Origin of the sequence: Faecalibacter rhinopitheci, from assembly GCF_015234135.1 — a bacterium.
Classification (GTDB): domain Bacteria; phylum Bacteroidota; class Bacteroidia; order Flavobacteriales; family Weeksellaceae; genus Empedobacter; species Empedobacter rhinopitheci.
On record NZ_JADGIK010000004.1, the window covers coordinates 171,232 to 185,424 of the forward strand.

Sequence of the window (14,193 nt, forward strand, 5' to 3'; positions counted from 1 at the left end):
CAACCTTTTTTTATTAGAATAACACTTCAATCTATTTTATTATTAATATTTTTTCTATTTAACTACTTTATTCTTTCATCAAAATTATATTTTCAGAAAAAATATATTATTTATTTTCTAACTCTCATTGGTAGTTTTTTTATTATATATAAAATTCCAGAATTGGTAGTAAAAAGTGAAAGAATCCAGCAACTGACAGCTAATACTACACCTTTGGTAAGAAAAGCACCGCCAGCTTACTTTTTGTGGGCTCCTCGCATTCTTATGTATTTATGTATGGTATTAATTTCATTATTTTTGCGCCATAACAAAAGATATCAAGAAATAAAAGAGGAGAAGCAATTATCTGAAATTGCATATTTACGAGCGCAAATAAATCCACATTTTTTATTTAATACTTTAAATAATATATATGCATTAACGTTGCAAAAATCTGATTATGCATCGGATGCTGTTATGAAATTATCTAAAATGATGCGTTTTGTAGTTTCTGAAAGTTCAAAAGATAATGTTCCTCTCTTACAGGATCTAGATTACATCAAGAATTATATCGAATTGCAAAAATTAAGATTTGTAAATAAAAATTCTGTAGATTTTATAATTGATGGTGATCCTAAACAAATAAATATTTCACCTTTATTATTAATTAATTTTATAGAAAATGCTTTTAAATATGGTGTTTTAGATGATGTTACTCATCCAATCAAAGTCTATATTACAATAGATAATAAATTCCTCGAATTGTATGTAGAAAATGAAATAGAAAATATACAATTTGATAATGTGGAAAGTAGTGAAGTGGGGTTGATAAATACATATAAACGGTTAGAGTATTTATATACAAATCGTTATGATTTAAAAATCCATAAAGATAAAAATCAATATATTGTAAATTTAAAATTAAATTTAAATGATTAAAGCTATTGCTGTGGACGATGAGCCATTAGCACTAATGGTTATCGAAAACTATTGTTCTAGAAATGAAAATATAGACTTGGTAAAAACTTTTTCTAATGTTAAAGACGCTCAAAAGTATATCAACCAATTCCCAATAGATTTATTGTTTTTAGATATACAAATTTCTAAGACGAACGGATTGGAATTTTATAAAAGTCTTGAGAAGAAAATTCCTGCCATATTTACAACGGCTTTCGCTGAATATGCATTAGAAGGTTTTAATGTATCCGCGTTGGATTATCTACTAAAACCTATAGAATATGATAGATTTGAAGAAGCTGTTAATAAAGCTATATTGATAATTGTAGACAAAAAATTGGCAGAAGACAAAGAATATTTGACTATTAGAGCGGATTATAAATTAAACAAAATTGCTTATAATGATATACTCTATATAGAAGGATTAGATGACTATGTAAAAATTAATTTGAGTAATAATAAAAAAATTACAGCTCGAATTTCAATGAAATCTATATTGGAAAAACTACCGCAAAATTTATTTAAACGTGTACATCGTTCGTATATTGTAAACCTAAAGTATGTAACTTCTATTCAAAATAAGACACTCCATTTAGGAGATTATCAAATCGCAGTAGGAGATACTTATAAAAGTGTAATTCAAGAATTAATTAAATAGATATGAAATTGGAACAAAAAGTAACGTACTTAGTATGGGAAATTATTTTTTATTCCAATTTTTTTATGGGATTAATGTCAATTGGGCTTAATCTGGAAACTAATATAAAAATAGGATTACCGCTAAATAATATTGAGTATTATTTTTTTATAAGCTCTTTATCTATCTTATTTTATTTCTATGCTTATAAAATCCCTCAACTTATTACAGTCGCGTCTAATCCTCGTACCTTATTTTATATTAAGAACAGAAAGTCTCTATTTTTATTTAACATATTCGTTTCAGTAATATGTGTTTGTTCAGGATTTGTAATTTTTCTAAGATGTTATAATGAAATTTTTCAATTATCATTTGAGCATTACATAATTTTAGGATTTACTTTTTTATTATCCATTAGTTATTATAACTGGAAATTTGGTTTATCACTTAGAAAATATACTTGGTTTAAACCTCTGTTAATAGCGTGGACATGGGCAATTACAACAGTTTATTTACCTTTATTAATCTTAGATTTGGAAAATAAAATATCATTTGCCGTTGATAGTAAGTTTTATTTCTTATTCGTCCAAACCTTTATGTATTTTATTGTTAATGCAATTATATTTGATATCAAGGATTTTGAAGACGATTATAATAGAGGACTGAAAACATTTGTTGTGAAATATGGGATTAAATTTACTTTAAACGCAATTATTTTTCCACTCATATTTCTCGGATTTCTTTCATTCATAATTTTTGGAATTTGGTATAATTTACCGATTCACAGAATAATTTTCATGCTAATTCCAATCTCTTTTATGGCTGTTTTTGCCTATCAGTTAAAGCATAAGAGGTCTATTTTGTTTTATTTAAGTGCTATAGATGGTATGATATTAGTTAAAGCCCTGTTCGGAATATTAAGCGTCATCTTATTTGAATCATGAATTATAACTTTATTGCTCCCTACTATGATATATTGAGTAGAATTTGCTTTTTAAACCGTCAACAAATAGCGCATCATGTTATACTAAAACATTTAAAATCTGGTAATCGAATTTTATGGATTGGTGGAGGAAGTGGTTGGTTTCTACAAGAGCTAAATAGTTTACAAATTAATTTAGAAATTGATTATGTAGAATTGTCCAAAGTAATGGTTGATAAAGCTAGTTCCAAAATTTATGAAAATTTAAAGGTCAATTATTATTGTGAGGATATGTTTAGCTTTAACTATAATAGAGGGTATGACGTAGTTATTTCTGCTTTTATATTTGATCATTTTACAGAGATACAATGTGAAAAATTATTTCGGAAGATTAACCCATTTCTAATAAAAGGAGGAAAGTGGTTTTATTTAGATTTTAGTACTAAACAAACAAAATTCCAGCAATTCTTAACCCAATCTATGATAATGTTTTTTAATGTAGTAGCTGGACTTAATAATTCTCATTTTCCTAAAATAGATCATTTATTTAATGAGTTTGAATTAGTAGAAGAAGTATTTTATTTTAAAAAATATATTCGTGCCCAAGTATTTAGAAAATAAAAAAAGACCTCAATGCGAGGTCTTTCATATTTTACATATAATCTGTATCTAATTTTCCTTTCTTAAACTGTATAATGTTTAATCTTTCCATCAACTGTATACATGGATACATTGGATCGAACTCAAATTTTTTAACTGCGAAGTTTGGTCTTCCTCCAAATTTATGGTGATTGTTGTGTAAACTTTCGCCCCACATTAACCAATCAATCGGCATTAAGTTAGTTGAAGTATCTTTTACCTCATAGTTTCTATAACCATATTTATGAGAAAACCAGTTGATAATAGCACCATGTAGAGGACTCATTAATGCATGCATTGGGATAAAAACTATATATGCCCATATTGGAGCATCAAATAACCAATATAAACCAATGTATGTAAGTACCCAAGCTAAACGTATAATATTATTTCCTGCAAACTTATCCCATGATCTCCAACTCGGAACACCTTTAATATATTTTGCTTCAATAACTTTTTCACCTGTACCTACTTGATTGTAATATGTACGTGTATTCCACATCATATTCCATAAATTTTTGTCAAAAATAGGAGAGTGTGGATCGTTTTCAGTATCTGCGTATTTATGGTGCATTCTATGCATAACTCCATAAGCATAAGGGCTTAAATATGAACTACCTTGGAAAAACCAAGCTAAAACATGAAAGATTTTTTCCCAAGTTCTAGACATCGTAAACATAGCATGTGAAGCATAACGGTGATGGAAGAACGTTTGGAAGAATAAGGAACCGTACCAGTGTATAATGAACAGTATAATAACTCCAGTCATTTAATTGTAATAAAAATTAATTTCTGCAAATATATAGTTTAGGTTTATTAAATTGGCTAATTAATATCATATAAAATTCACAAAAAAATTATTTAAAATGAATAAAGCCTTTTTTAAGTCTTTAATGACTACTCAGCTTCCTATCGCATGGATTGCAGGTGTGCGTCTAAACCAATGGGAGGAGAATAAAGTTTCGACTAAAGTAAAGTTTGGTTTTTTGAACCAAAATCCATTCAAAAGCATGTTTTGGGCAGTGCAAGGAATGGCAGCAGAATTCTCATCGGGTTTAATGGTAAACGCTAAGATTCAGTCTTCTGGAGAAGATATTTCAATGTTAGTTATTGGGATGCAAGCAAAATTTTTAAAAAAAGCCGTTGGCAAAATTATTTTTACTTGCGATCAAGGTGAAGAAATAGAGGCTGCAATTAGAGAAGCTGTTGCAACTAAGCAAGGTGTAATGTTGACAGTAAAAAGTAGAGGTGTAGATGAGCAAAATGATATTGTATCTGAATTTGAATTTACATGGACTTTTAAAGTAAGATAATATTTTAATTCAATAAAGCAGTTTATATTTCTGCTTTATTGAATTGTTTATTAATACAAATTTGTAAAATTTTAAGTATAGCAATCATCTCATTATCTTCTAAATGTGCAAATCCAATTCTCATTGCAGTTATTTTTTTGTTTTGATATAAAATATGTTGAGGAATATATAAATTCTTCTTTTCACAATCTTGTTTTAATCTCATTAGATTAATAGGAATTTTCCACTTAACCCAAACAGCAAACCCATTCTTTGGAAAATTAAATTCAATTTCATTCCCAAAATGTTGAATTAATAGATTACAAAAGTAGTCTCGTCTCTCTTTATATTTTTTTCTATGTTTTCTTAATATTTTACTTATTTCGCCTTCATTTATTATTTCACCAATAGTTTGTGCTACAAGTGGATGTATAGGATTTTCATATACAGCCTGATGTTTTTTAGTTTCGATGATAAAATCACTTGGAGCTATTATGTAACTAAAATTATAATTATCCCCTAATTCATTCCCAAATTTCCCAATGTAAATAATATTTCCTTCATTATTTATAGAAGCTAATGGTGTAGTAGGTCTGGATGTATAATAAAAATCAAAATCTGGATCGTCTTCAATTATCACACAATTTTTTTCTTTTGCAAAATTTAATAATTCAATTTTGCGTTGAGAGTTTAAAGCAGTCGTGGCGGGATATTGTTGTGTATTGATATAGATAGCCTTTATATTTTTTAAGCTACTTTTGATTCTTAAATCATCTAAAATAATACCTTGATTATCGATATCAATCGGAATCAAATTAATTTGATTAGATTGTAAAATCATGTTAGATTTAAAATTACTTATCTCACTTACAGCTATATAATCTTTTGGTACAGTAATTACTTTTGTCACTAGTTGTAAAGCCATTTCGTGATTTTTTGTAATAAGAATGTTAGAATGTGAAATACTTAGATTCCTTGTAGAATTTATATAATTTGTAAAATGCTTTAGGAAAAAAATGTTTTCTGAAGCACCTAATTTATTTTTATATTGCTTCCTATTCAAGATATTAGAATATATTTTAGCAGGCAATTTTAATTCTGATAAATAAGGATCTGGTTTTCCATCATTCAAATAAAATTCAAATGTATCCTTAACATTTTCCAACTTTAAAAGTTCAGAATTTTCAAAATCAAATGAAGCTTTAGAAGGAAATCCTGCTTTTATTTTTACTGAATTTTTTTCTAAAATAGCTTCGTTCTGAACATATGTACCCTTATTGGGAATAATTTTAATCCAGCCTAAATCTTCTAATTCACTAAAACTTTTAACAATTGTATTTCTATTAAGTTTTATCAATTTTGATAAACATCTTGTACCTGGAAATCGATAGCCATGGTGTAGATAACCTCTTTGTATAGCATTTATTATCTGATCCACTAATTGAATATAAATTGGTGTATTTGATTTTTTATCTAAATAGATGAAATCAAAATTTAATAAAACCGGACTATTCATAATTAAAAAACTGGACTATTTATATAGGTTGGTAAGATAATACTTTTGTCTTGAAAAATTAACGCAAGAAATTAATTATTAGATCAATGAAGAGAATTTTTATTCTAGTCAGTTTCATCGGAACTTTCTCGAAGGCTCAAGAAGCGAAAGATACCATCGCAATACAAGAAGTGACACTTTTAGAAAACCGATTACATAGCGCAGTTTCAAAAGAAAATCGTAACGTATACATCGTAGATAAAGCCCAAATCGATCGCTTACCAGCAAAAACAATTCAAGAAGTGTTACAATATGCTTCCGGAATTGATTTACGACAACGTGGTCCTTTCGGATCGCAAGCAGATATTTCCATGGATGGAGGGAGTTTTGAACAAACTTTAATTTTATTGAATGGTTCAAAAGTGATTGATCAGCAAACGGCGCACAATACACTAAACTTACCTATTCCATTAGAAATAGTAGAGCGGATCGAAGTTATACGTGGTCCTGCGGCTCGTGTGTATGGAAACAATAGTTTAACAGGTGTTATCAATATTGTAACGCGTAAACCTCGTCAAAATGGTTTATACGGCCACACTTATTTTGGGACGAGCTTTAAGAAAGATACAGAAGAAACGAATGAATTATTTTCAAATCGAGGGATTCAATTGGGTGGGACCTTAGCACAAGAAAAGCATCAACATCAATTGTTTTTAAGTCACGAAACAGGTAATGGAACACGTTACAATACAGCGTTTGAAAATAATAAAATTTATTACCAAGGAAATATACAATTCAGTGCTAATCACCAACTGATAGCTTCTTATGGTTACGTGAAAAATGGATTTGGAGCCAACGGATTTTACGCTGCCCCAGGTGATAAAGATTCAAAAGAAATCGTAGAAACTTCAATGGTGATGATTCAATCAAAGCATCAGCTTTCTAATCGTTGGCATATTGAGCCTAGATTAAGTTATCGCTATAATTTTGATGATTATCGTTATTTTAAACATGATTTAAATCGAGCGCGTTCGAAGCATTATTCCAATGCATTAGCGGGAGAAATCAATTCGACATATGCTTTCAATAGTGGGAAATTAGGTTTCGGAGCTGAATTTCGTAACGAGCAAATCAATTCAACAAGTATCAATTCGCACACCAGAGATAATTTTGGATTGTATGCGGAATATAAAACGGATTTAACGGAAAAGTTGAATATCAATGCGGGAGCTTACATCAATTATAATTCGCAATACGATTGGCAAATTTTTCCAGGAATAGATGCCAGTTACAAGCTTACGAAATATTTAAAAATTGTAGGAAATATTGGAACGAGTCAACGAATTCCATCGTTTACCGATTTGTATTTAGATCAGCGTCCTGGGAATATTGGGAACAGTAATTTAGAATCTGAAAAAGCATTCCAAACAGAATTTGGATTGAAATGGGCCAAATCCAATTGGAGTGTGAATGCATATTATTTCTACCGTAACATCCATAATTTTATCGATTGGATCAGACAAACGACCGATCAGCCGTGGCAAGCTAATAATTTTGGTGATTTGAAAACGAATGGATTCAATGCTAAATTGAATTATCAACATATTTTTAATCAACAGCAACAATTAAAAATAGGATTAAGTTATGCGTATTTAGATCCAAAATTTGAACAAATTAATCCTGAAATCGCTTCAAAATATCGTATCGAATCATTAAAACATCAATTGATTAATACAATTGATTATCAATATAAAAATTTTAATATTTCGTTAGCGAATCGCTATTTAACACGACAATCGTATAAATCATATTGGTTGAGCGATATACGAGTTAATCAACGTTTTACAAAAAATATGGATGTAATTCTTGACGTCCAAAATCTTTGGAATACCAGCTATAATGAAGTTGGATCAATTCCATTACCAACTCGTTGGATGAGTATCGGAATAAAATGGAACGGAATTTAATACATCCTTTTTAGAATATTTAATGCGAAAACCGCCATTTTCTTAAGACTTGAAAATGGCGGTTTTGTTATATTTTATTTTATTAAAAACCGAGCAATTTGATCACTGAATATTAAAATTAATAAAGCTGAAACACTTATTATAATATTATGTATCAAGTCAAAACTCTCAATGGTCAGAAAATCGTCTTTAATACGGAAATGTTGTACAGTACTAATGATTACTTCTGGTATTGCTAGAATACATAAAATTACAGCTGTAATATAGAGCGTTATTTGTACATAAATTTGAAGGTTAAGATTCAAATTTCCAATCGTTTTATTCGTAAATTCTTGATCTAAATGAAGAAATTTTAAAACGAGCTCTGTTTTATAAATAAACAAATAATAGATAAATAGGTTAATGAAAATATCAGTGATGATGAATGATAAAGCCATCGACAGATCTGAATTTTCTATTATCTCTTCGGGATAAATAGTATCCTCTATAAATATTAACGTAACATATCCAGGTATGATGTAAATAGAGCTGATAAGAATAAAAATTAATCCAATCAATTTTACAATGATGGTTAGTAAATTCTTAATAGTCATTTTAATCGTTAAATCTATTAATTCGTTTTTTATTTCTTTCATCCAATAGTGATGCTACTGCCCAAATCGAACAAGGAATCCAACCAACAAGTGTTATCTGCAAAACAAAGCAAAGTATAGCAATTAAAATCTTTCCTCTCAATAAGAAAGATAAAGCAGGAAATAATACGGCGATTAAAATCATATCTCTAAAATTATATTTTCATTAACAACCAAAACCATGCGCTTTGTACATCACCTTGATCCAATAATTTAGCTGAAATTTGATGTCTTACTTCGGTAGGTTTAAATTTTTGGATATCCAAACGATTGCCTAATTGTGTTTTAAAGTTTTCAATTGAATCTTGAGTCGGAAGCGCTTCAACATTCCCTAATTGTCCTAAATGATTTCCTGTTAAAAATTTTGAATATTTAATCTCTTCAGGTAAAGAATCAATTCCTAAACCTATTGTACGAGTTGGTTTCTCCACTTCGAATATCGATTCTGGAATCACACGACAATAAAAATCTTCACCCATACGAGCTACTAAATCTAAATCATATGGACTGACATTATCTTCTTCGTTCAAATACTGATCTTGAACGTGCATTTTTACAATTTCAGCAATAATTAAATTGGCCGCTCCCGGTTGATCTGAAATTGAAATTACATCGCGAACTTTACATTCCAATTGAAAAGGACTTTCCGCAACACGAGGCGGTTGAACCAGTTCAGAAGCGATAGGCGTTAATCCGGCTTTTGCAAATTCATCCACTCCTTTAGGATATTCAACACTAGCTAATGATTGCTGTTGTACCATATCATAATTCACGATATTGATTACACATTCAGGATGTTCCCAAACATTTTCTAAGGTATGCTTTGTTGCCCCATCACGCATTTTACGCAACGGTGAAAAGACACAAATTGGAGGATTAATTCCCATAATATTAAAAAAAGAAAATGGGCTTAAATTCATTTTACCATCTTTATCCACTGTACTTGCAAAGCAAATTGGGCGAGGCGAGATAGCATGTTTCAGCAAATTATCAAATGCTTTAGTGTTCGGTTCGAATGATTTAGTTTTTTGCATGGTCGTTTAAATTCTCTTGATAAAGATGAACAGAATTTGTTAATTTTCCTAATCCTTTTATTTCTATTTCGATACAATCTTCTGGCTGTATCCATTGCACTTCGTAATTTGGATCTTTTCTTTTTCCAGTTCCGTTTAATTCCAAAAAACATCCTGTTCCAACTGTACCTGATCCAATAACGTCACCAGGAAATATTTTCACGCCGTAAGAAACTCGTTCGATGATTTCAGCAAACGTCCAATGCATATCCTTGAAATTTCCTCGTGAGACTTCAACGGCATTGACACGACATATCATATCCAAATCATAACAATTGCCAATATGTCCTTCTTTTGGAGCTACTTTATAAGCTTCTAATTCATCGGGCGTAATTAAATAAGGTCCCATCATGGAAGCAAAATCTTTTCCTTTGGCTGGTCCAAGATTCAATTTCATCTCTTGCATTTGCAAAGCACGAGCACTCAAATCATTTAAAATCATAAAACCGCCAATATATTCATCAGCTTCTTCGGCTTTGATATTCATACCTTCTTTTTTAATTACAATAGCAATTTCTAATTCAAAATCCATTTGATTAAAGTGTTCTGGCATGGCATAGACTTTTCCTGGTCCTTGAATAGCCTGATGATTCGAAAAATAGAAAACCGGAATTTCATCAAACTCTGGAATCATTTCTAACCCTCGATTTAAACGGGAAGTCTCTACGTGTTGACGAAAAGCATACGCATCTCGAAAACTCAGCGGATGGGGAATAGGAGCTAACAATTGAGGATTTTCCATCACTGTATTTTTATAATTTCCATTTGTGATTTCCTTCTGAATTAACTCAATCAGGGGAAAACTAAAAGCTGAATCGGCTAATATTTCAGTTAGAGTGGAAGGTAAGTGGGGATTAATTTGTTCTAAATCATAGACTAAATCATTCACAATAATGCCTACTTTTTCTTGGTGTTCCTTTGCGTAAGTAACGAATTTCATTTTGTTTGTCGTTTGAAAAGTGAAGATACAAAAGTTCTTTTAACATTTTGAAATTCGTATAAAGTGGGATAAAGTTTTATTTTTATTAAAAATCAAATCCATGAATAAAGCATCTTCCCTAAAAAAGAATACGTTTTACAAAGTAGACATTGTTGTAATCGGAGCAGGACAAGCCGGTTTATCGGCTGCTTATTATTTGCAAAAATTCGGAATCGAAGCAGGGAAAGGGTTTGTGGTCTTAGACGATGAAAACGGAGCAGGAGGAGCTTGGCAACACCGTTGGGACAGCTTGACATTAGAAAATGTGAATGGAATCAATGATTTACCAGGTCTAAGTTTTGAGGAGGCAATGAAAGAAAATCCAGAGGCTATTCGCGCCAATCAAGCTGTTCCAGCCTATTATTCGAAATACGAAAAAACGTTTCATTTGCCCATCATAAGAACGGTTAAAGTGCTAAACATCAAAGAGCAGAAGGATCGTTTTCTGATTGAAACCAATGGAGTACAATTCAGTGCAAGAGGAATTGTCAATGCAACAGGGACGTGGAAAACACCCAATATTCCTCATTTACCTGGTTCAGAGTCATTTAAAGGACTCCAATTGCATACCAAGACATATAAAAAAGCAGAGGATTTTAGAGGTAAGCACGTTATTGTGGTAGGCGCTGGAATATCAGCCGTACAATTATTGGGCGAATTATCCAAGGTTACAACCACGACTTGGGTCACGCGACGCCCTCCAGATTTTCGTCCTTACGAATTTAATCCCGAACATGGGCGAGAAGCCGTGGCCATGGTCGATGAACGCGTCCGATTGGGTTTACCGCCCAAGTCCGTGGTTTCGGTGACAGGTTTACCCATTACACCCGCCATTGAAGAAATGTTAAATAACGGTATAATGGATCGTTTACCGATGTTTACCGAAATCACAGCAAATGGGGTGAGATGGGAGGATGGCCAAGAAATGAAAGCGGATGTAATCTTTTGGAATACGGGGTTCAAACAAAACATCGACCATTTGAAGGAATTAAATTTAGTCAGTGAAAAGGGGGGCGTAGTGATGGCAGGTAAAGCAGCCACACAAGTGCAAAAAGATCCTCGCATTCACTTAACGGGTTATGGACCATCCGCTTCTACCATCGGCGCAAATAGAGCAGGAAGAGCGGTTGCGCGTGAAATCATCGCTACTTTAGAGTTGAAGAAAGTATAAATGGGATAATTACCGTATTTTTGCACAAATTCTACATTTTTGAAAACGGATCTTTTATTAATTACTCCTCCTTTTACACAATTAAACACGCCTTATCCGGGTACAGTTTATCTTAAAGGATTTTTAAACCAGTTGAACTATTCTACATTTCAAGCCGATTTAGGGCTGGATGTAATTTTACAATTGTTCTGTAAAAAGGGTTTAACGGATTTATTTGAATACATCGAAAATTCAGGCATTGCATTAGGTGAAAATAGTTTTCGCATCTACACGTTACGCGAAGATTATATCCATACCATCGATCCGGTGATCCGTTTTCTGCAAGGCAAAAATTCAACGTTAGCCGATGCCATTGTCCAAGATGGGTATTTACCTGAAGCTTCTCGTTTTGCTGAATTAGATGATTTAGAATGGGCTTTCGGTACGATGGCTTTTCAAGATAAAGCCAAGCATTTGGCGACATTGTATTTAGAAGATTTATCCGATTTAATCATCGAAGCCGTAGACGAAAACTTTGGGTTCAGTCGTTATGCTGAACGTTTAGGGCGATCGGCGAATTCGTTCGATGAGATCTATGCCGAATTACAAAAAGCACCTACCTACATCGACCGCATTACATTATCAGAATTAGAAAAATTAATTCAGTCGACGAATCCAAAAATGATTGGGTTTTCGGTGCCATTTCCAGGGAATTTATATGCGGCATTTCGTTGTGCCCAATACATTAAAGCGAATTATCCAGAGATTGTCGTGGATATGGGGGGAGGTTTTCCAAATACGGAATTACGTTCGCTATCCGATCCTCGTGTATTCGAATTCTTCGATTTTATTACGTTGGATGATGGGGAAGCGCCAACGGAACAATTACTTAAATACATTCACCAAGAAGTAGAACTTTCGGATCTGAAACGTACGTTTACTTTAGTAGATGGTGAAGTGAAATACATCAATCATCCTTTAATCAAAGACTATAAATTTAGCGAAGTAGGAACACCTGATTACACCGATTTACATTTGGATCAATACGTTTCGGTGATTGAGGTGGTGAATCCAATGCACCGTTTATGGAGTGATGGGCGTTGGAACAAATTAACGATGGCACACGGTTGTTATTGGGGAAAATGTACATTTTGTGATATTTCATTGGATTACATCAAAGTGTATGAACCGATCGCGGCCAAGCAAATTGTTGATAAGATGGAAGAATTGATTGCCTCAACCAACAATACAGGGTTCCATTTTGTGGATGAAGCTGCACCTCCTGCTTTAATGCGTGAAGTGGCATTGGAGATTCTGCGTCGTAAATTGACGGTATCGTGGTGGACCAACATTCGTTTCGAGAAAAGCTTCACCTTGGATTTATGCCGCTTATTAAAAGCTTCTGGGTGTATTGCCGTATCCGGTGGATTAGAAGTAGCTTCAGATCGTTTATTACAATTGATTGATAAAGGGGTAACCGTAGATCAAGTAGCGCTCGTGAACCGTAATTTTACCGAAGCGGGTATTATGGTACACGCGTATTTAATGTACGGATTCCCAACACAAACGGAACAAGAAACCATCGATAGTTTAGAAATGGTGCGCCAGATGTTCGAGTTAGGGATTCTTCAATCTGGTTTTTGGCATCAATTTGCGATGACAGCGCATAGCCCGGTGGGTTTAAATCCTGAAGAATACAATGTGATCAACCACAGTACCGAATTGGGATCATTTGCAAACAATGACATGGTACACGAAGAAAAATCGGGATTGGATCATAGCCAATTTTCGTTCGGTTTAAAGAAATCCTTATTCAATTATATGCACGGGGTAGGATTTGAGATTCCATTACACGAATGGTTTGAAATGAACGTACCAAAGACGACCGTTCGACCAAATTATATCGAATCGATTTTAAATCAAGAGGTATTCGTGACGCATAAATCAACGCAAAAAGTCGTTTGGTTAGGCGGTATTCCAACAATGGAAGTGCGTACCAAAACCAAAAAAGGACGTACGTTTGAAAATGCAGTGTTTACCTTCCATACCAAGAGTAATTACTTTGAGGTAACGTTAGAAAAAGCAGAAGGGGAATGGTTGATTGATTTCATCAAAGTAATGAAAGTAGCTGAAAAACCAATTTCTTACCAAAAGATGAAACAAAGCTTCGAAGAAGCCACCAATACTGATTTTGAAGTGTTTATTTATTCAAAACCAGCCAATCAGATGAAAGAAGAAGCATTATTGATTGTTTAAAGAATCCCAAAAAAATACTTTTAATTAGTTTACATACATAATTAAATCCATCATTTTCAAATACTAATTAATTTATATCCTATTGAAAATAAAAATAGTATATGTATTTTAGTTTTTATATAGATGATTAATAAAGCAAAAAATGAGTCATATTATTATATGACTCATTACTATTTTATTTTGGATCAATTGTTAAGTAAAACCCATCGTATAGA

The 14,193-nt window shown here is 32.1% G+C and carries 13 protein-coding genes; 8 read left to right on the forward strand and 5 right to left on the reverse strand.

Features of this window, described 5'->3' with window-relative positions; translation table 11 throughout:
* The first annotated feature begins 162 nt into the window (after nt 1-162).
* Genes IM532_RS07290 through IM532_RS07305 form a run of 4 tightly spaced genes read left to right on the forward strand, consistent with a single transcriptional unit; the run spans nt 163 to nt 3,116 of the window.
* Complete coding sequence (locus IM532_RS07290) at nt 163-918, forward strand: sensor histidine kinase (protein ID WP_194182795.1); 756 nt, start codon at nt 163-165, stop codon at nt 916-918.
* Complete coding sequence (locus IM532_RS07295; protein WP_194182796.1) at nt 911-1,594, forward strand: LytR/AlgR family response regulator transcription factor; 684 nt, start codon at nt 911-913, stop codon at nt 1,592-1,594. Before IM532_RS07290 ends, IM532_RS07295 begins: the two co-directional genes overlap by 8 nt.
* A gap of 2 nt (nt 1,595-1,596) precedes the next feature.
* Nucleotides 1,597-2,517 carry a UbiA prenyltransferase family protein gene (locus tag IM532_RS07300; RefSeq protein WP_194182797.1) on the forward strand — a complete coding sequence of 307 codons (921 nt, stop codon included), beginning with the start codon at nt 1,597-1,599 and terminating at the stop codon, nt 2,515-2,517.
* Complete coding sequence (locus IM532_RS07305) at nt 2,514-3,116, forward strand: class I SAM-dependent methyltransferase (RefSeq protein WP_194182798.1); 603 nt, start codon at nt 2,514-2,516, stop codon at nt 3,114-3,116. The genes IM532_RS07300 and IM532_RS07305 overlap by 4 nt, the downstream gene beginning before the upstream one ends.
* Nucleotides 3,117-3,147: 31 nt before the next feature.
* Here the strand turns inward: IM532_RS07305 and IM532_RS07310 are convergent, their stop codons facing one another.
* Complete coding sequence (locus IM532_RS07310) at nt 3,148-3,903, reverse strand: acyl-CoA desaturase (protein WP_194182799.1); 756 nt, start codon at nt 3,901-3,903, stop codon at nt 3,148-3,150.
* Nucleotides 3,904-4,000: 97 nt separating this feature from the next.
* On the opposite strand from IM532_RS07310, the gene IM532_RS07315 reads away from it, so the two are divergent.
* On the forward strand, nt 4,001-4,447 hold the full coding sequence (locus tag IM532_RS07315; RefSeq protein ID WP_194182800.1) for a DUF4442 domain-containing protein: 447 nt from the start codon (nt 4,001-4,003) through the stop codon (nt 4,445-4,447).
* A 22-nt stretch (nt 4,448-4,469) separates the two neighbouring features.
* On the opposite strand, the gene IM532_RS07320 is transcribed toward IM532_RS07315, so the two are convergent.
* On the reverse strand, nt 4,470-5,942 hold the full coding sequence (locus IM532_RS07320; RefSeq protein ID WP_194182801.1) for an aminotransferase-like domain-containing protein: 1,473 nt from the start codon (nt 5,940-5,942) through the stop codon (nt 4,470-4,472).
* A gap of 86 nt (nt 5,943-6,028) precedes the next feature.
* Here IM532_RS07320 and IM532_RS07325 point away from each other — a divergent pair, with 86 nt between their 5' ends.
* Nucleotides 6,029-7,888, forward strand: a complete 1,860-nt coding sequence (locus tag IM532_RS07325) for a TonB-dependent receptor plug domain-containing protein (protein ID WP_194182802.1) — start codon at nt 6,029-6,031, stop codon at nt 7,886-7,888.
* 74 nt (nt 7,889-7,962) lie between these two features.
* Here IM532_RS07325 and IM532_RS07330 read toward each other — a convergent pair whose 3' ends face one another.
* The 3 genes from IM532_RS07330 to IM532_RS07340 all read right to left on the reverse strand — a co-directional run bounded on the left by IM532_RS07330 (nt 7,963) and on the right by IM532_RS07340 (nt 10,533).
* Nucleotides 7,963-8,523, reverse strand: coding sequence for a hypothetical protein (locus IM532_RS07330; protein ID WP_194182803.1), 561 nt, complete (start codon nt 8,521-8,523; stop codon nt 7,963-7,965).
* 152 nt (nt 8,524-8,675) lie between these two features.
* Nucleotides 8,676-9,554: a flavin reductase family protein gene (locus IM532_RS07335; RefSeq protein WP_194182804.1), complete on the reverse strand. Its 879-nt coding sequence runs from the start codon at nt 9,552-9,554 to the stop codon at nt 8,676-8,678.
* Nucleotides 9,541-10,533, reverse strand: coding sequence for a fumarylacetoacetate hydrolase family protein (locus IM532_RS07340; RefSeq protein WP_194182805.1), 993 nt, complete (start codon nt 10,531-10,533; stop codon nt 9,541-9,543). The genes IM532_RS07335 and IM532_RS07340 overlap by 14 nt, the downstream gene beginning before the upstream one ends.
* Nucleotides 10,534-10,633: 100 nt before the next feature.
* On the opposite strand from IM532_RS07340, the gene IM532_RS07345 reads away from it, so the two are divergent.
* Nucleotides 10,634-11,743: an NAD(P)-binding domain-containing protein gene (locus tag IM532_RS07345; RefSeq protein WP_194182806.1), complete on the forward strand. Its 1,110-nt coding sequence runs from the start codon at nt 10,634-10,636 to the stop codon at nt 11,741-11,743.
* Between the two features lie 39 nt (nt 11,744-11,782).
* Nucleotides 11,783-13,978, forward strand: a complete 2,196-nt coding sequence (locus tag IM532_RS07350; protein ID WP_194182807.1) for a B12-binding domain-containing radical SAM protein — start codon at nt 11,783-11,785, stop codon at nt 13,976-13,978.
* The last annotated feature ends 215 nt before the right edge of the window (nt 13,979-14,193 follow it).

What these genes read in the sequence shown, in the direction of transcription:
- IM532_RS07295 (WP_194182796.1), top strand. Translation starts at nt 911, where the DNA reads ATGATTAAAGCTATTGCTGTGGACGATGAGCCATTAGCACTAATGGTT.
- IM532_RS07300 (WP_194182797.1), top strand. Translation starts at nt 1,597, where the DNA reads ATGAAATTGGAACAAAAAGTAACGTACTTAGTATGGGAAATTATTTTT.
- IM532_RS07305 (WP_194182798.1), top strand. Translation starts at nt 2,514, where the DNA reads ATGAATTATAACTTTATTGCTCCCTACTATGATATATTGAGTAGAATT.
- IM532_RS07310 (WP_194182799.1), bottom strand. Translation starts at nt 3,903, where the DNA reads ATGACTGGAGTTATTATACTGTTCATTATACACTGGTACGGTTCCTTA.
- IM532_RS07315 (WP_194182800.1), top strand. Translation starts at nt 4,001, where the DNA reads ATGAATAAAGCCTTTTTTAAGTCTTTAATGACTACTCAGCTTCCTATC.
- IM532_RS07320 (WP_194182801.1), bottom strand. Translation starts at nt 5,942, where the DNA reads ATGAATAGTCCGGTTTTATTAAATTTTGATTTCATCTATTTAGATAAA.
- IM532_RS07325 (WP_194182802.1), top strand. Translation starts at nt 6,029, where the DNA reads ATGAAGAGAATTTTTATTCTAGTCAGTTTCATCGGAACTTTCTCGAAG.
- IM532_RS07330 (WP_194182803.1), bottom strand. Translation starts at nt 8,523, where the DNA reads ATGAAAGAAATAAAAAACGAATTAATAGATTTAACGATTAAAATGACT.
- IM532_RS07335 (WP_194182804.1), bottom strand. Translation starts at nt 9,554, where the DNA reads ATGCAAAAAACTAAATCATTCGAACCGAACACTAAAGCATTTGATAAT.
- IM532_RS07340 (WP_194182805.1), bottom strand. Translation starts at nt 10,533, where the DNA reads ATGAAATTCGTTACTTACGCAAAGGAACACCAAGAAAAAGTAGGCATT.
- IM532_RS07345 (WP_194182806.1), top strand. Translation starts at nt 10,634, where the DNA reads ATGAATAAAGCATCTTCCCTAAAAAAGAATACGTTTTACAAAGTAGAC.